This window comes from Luteimonas panaciterrae (genome assembly GCF_020511115.1).
GTDB lineage: Bacteria > Pseudomonadota > Gammaproteobacteria > Xanthomonadales > Xanthomonadaceae > Luteimonas > Luteimonas panaciterrae.
Map to the genome: position 1 here is coordinate 1 of NZ_JAJAVH010000034.1, position 2,597 is coordinate 2,597.

Below are 2,597 nucleotides of genomic sequence, written 5' to 3' on the forward strand. Positions count from 1 at the left end.
CCTGCTCAAGGTGCAGGGCGATTCGATGATCGAGGATGGCATCCTCGATGGCGATCTGGTGGGCGTGCACCGGACGCCTGAGGCGCGCAACGACCAGACAGTGGTGGCGCGCATCGATGAGGAACTGACCATCAAGCGCTTGCGCCACGAACGGGGGCGCATCCGCCTGTTACCACGCAATCCCGCACATATCCCCATCGATGTACAACCGGGGCAGGATTTCGCCATCGAGGGGGTCTACTGCGGTCTGGTGCGGCGCGGCTGATATGGGCACTGTTGTCGCTCTGGAAAGACGACTAGATTGTCCCGCCTTTCGAGACAGAGAGAATCACGCGAAGATAACGTCCGCACGATTTTAAGGAATTGAGCAATCCTGATTGGCCTGGTAAGCGGCAACCGCCGACTTGAATTTGTCGACCTCGGCACCAGTAATGGCCATGCGATCAATCGTACGCTCGATTGCATGGAGAATGCGTGGAATATTCGTCGGAGACTTTTGATCGGCTTCAGGCCATCTGTGATATTCGCGCAACGTCTCAAACGAATGAGCATCGTCCTCGGCATCGAGCGACTGAAGCAAATAGCTCATAATTTGCGAGCCGCGCCACAGCCCATCCTTTATAACTGCCTTCCCATCAACATAGGTCTCTGATGAGATCGACGAAGCTGGTATGCGAAGCTCATTTCGAGGGTCTGTCAATTCAATCAGACGCGTGTACATCAAGTACCCAGGCGCCGAGACAGGCGTGTTTATGATCGTACACAGATCGGCCCTGGACGCCGGCAATGGCGTTACCGTGGGCGGGATGGCCTGATATTCGGAATTAGGCCTCAATGCATATTCCGACCATCTGGCCGTTGGCTCAGCCATCATGCTGTTTTTGTAGAGCGTTGAACCATATTGAAATAAGTGGAACATTTCATGAGCTGGAACGAACCAGCTTGTAGTAAAATTCTCAGATGTGCTCTGAAGATTGCGATTGATATCAATGCGTAATGTGCATGCATTGCCACGCAACGGCAAATTAGTGTAGCGGATGGCCCCGTCATAGGCCAAGCCATTGTAGGAGGGCAGATTCAAAATGTTGACATCGATCTTCGAGACGATGCGATATCTAGGACTTTCCAAAGGATCTCGGAAACCTGCGAGGTTGAAGATCTTACGGGCAACTGAAACCTGCTTTGCGACATTTTCCACGAAATCTGGAACGCCGTTGCTGTTGCGATCCGGCCGCGAGATGACCGGTAGCTGATGTGTCACGTCAGTCGTTGAATAAAACACTCGGATGTCGCCTAGCTCATAGAGCTTATCGAGCGCCGCCATCGTTGCGTCGGGTGTTACGCCTGTGCTTGGCAAAAAAGTGCAAGGGACAATAGCTTCCTGCGCCAACGATGGCGAAGCAAACGCCATACCTGCCACCACCAGAGTGATTCTAAAATATGACTTCACGGAATACTCCATACTCTGTGATTGGAATCCGAAACGTCGACATACCTACCTTGACGGCGTCAGCCCTGCTGAGTTTGAGACGACATATAGGGCCCGTCCCTCAGGTGCCCACTAAATTCTCGTAACTCCAGGCCAAGCACGCCCACGAGCCCATTCTGGCAAAAAAGACCTCTCCTCCAGGCGATTAGGAGGAGAGGAAACTACTTTCAAGCTTATGATGTCATTGGCGCCTACGGACAAGTCAGCCTTCTCCGTCCAGTGGCACACTGAACACACAACATCGAGTTAAAACATGCAGCTACGCACGCAAGAACGAAATACCGCGTGCATCCCCCTACCTGTATTTCATGATTTTACGCGAACACGTACACACTGGGTTCAATCAACTCGGCGCCTTCCATTTCTTGATGACGACGATTGCCGAAGCATGCTAGGGTTCTCGTGCTGGCAACGCATATCGGCTGCGGTTATCTGTATACCCTGCACGGATGAACCCGAGGAGAGACGGCATGCGCGTCCCGTAATAACTCCTTTTTACGGGGCGGCCAGCGTCTCGATGACATCACGTTAGAGGGCCCAACTCTGCTCGCACCACGCATGCAAGCACTGGCACTGCATGAGCGCTAGATTAGGCGTAAACGAAATTGTGGGAGGACTCCCCTACCGGTTTCCGACGATCTTCATATTGAAATTCGTCATTGGAATTGATGAGAAATTTTGCTTAAGTTGTCACTGCTGGCAGCTGCACGTCGTTTTTACCGTCGTCACGACGATTAGCTAAAGCGGTTTGCGCGCCACGAATAAATTGACACCCTTACAATTTCTGTTTCTCGGCTGAAAGAGATGGGCAGCCAGCATTCGCTGTCAGGGCGCGCGCCGACCGCATCGAGGACGTCAACGCCGGCTTCGCCGGTGGCAAGAGTGCCGACCGATTCCGTCAACTCCTACGGAGCCCCCTCGTGAAACTGATCGATAACTGGAAAACGTCCTGGCGCCTGTTCAACGTCCAAGCAATGGCGGTCGCATTGGCTGTGCAGGCCACGTGGACTGGCCTGCCCGAAGCCCTGCGCGCCAGCTTGCCCGAATGGGTCGGCAATCCCCGTTTTTTTCTTGACCGACGGCCCAAACGGTGTATAGGGATGCTCTG

3 protein-coding genes are annotated in these 2,597 nt (G+C 53.4%); 2 read left to right on the plus strand and 1 reads right to left on the minus strand.

Features of this window, described 5'->3' with window-relative positions; genetic code table 11:
* Positions 1 to 265 (plus strand): LexA family protein (locus tag LG367_RS18035; RefSeq protein WP_319004038.1); only part of this gene is annotated, 265 nt, incomplete at its 5' end.
* 90 nt (positions 266 to 355) lie between these two features.
* Here LG367_RS18035 and LG367_RS18040 read toward each other — a convergent pair.
* Positions 356 to 1,450, minus strand: a complete 1,095-nt coding sequence (locus LG367_RS18040; RefSeq protein WP_226470655.1) for a hypothetical protein — start codon at positions 1,448 to 1,450, stop codon at positions 356 to 358.
* Between the two features lie 959 nt (positions 1,451 to 2,409).
* Here LG367_RS18040 and LG367_RS18045 point away from each other — a divergent pair.
* A partial coding sequence (locus tag LG367_RS18045) for a DUF7940 domain-containing protein (RefSeq protein ID WP_226470656.1) occupies positions 2,410 to 2,597 on the plus strand: 188 nt, incomplete at its 3' end.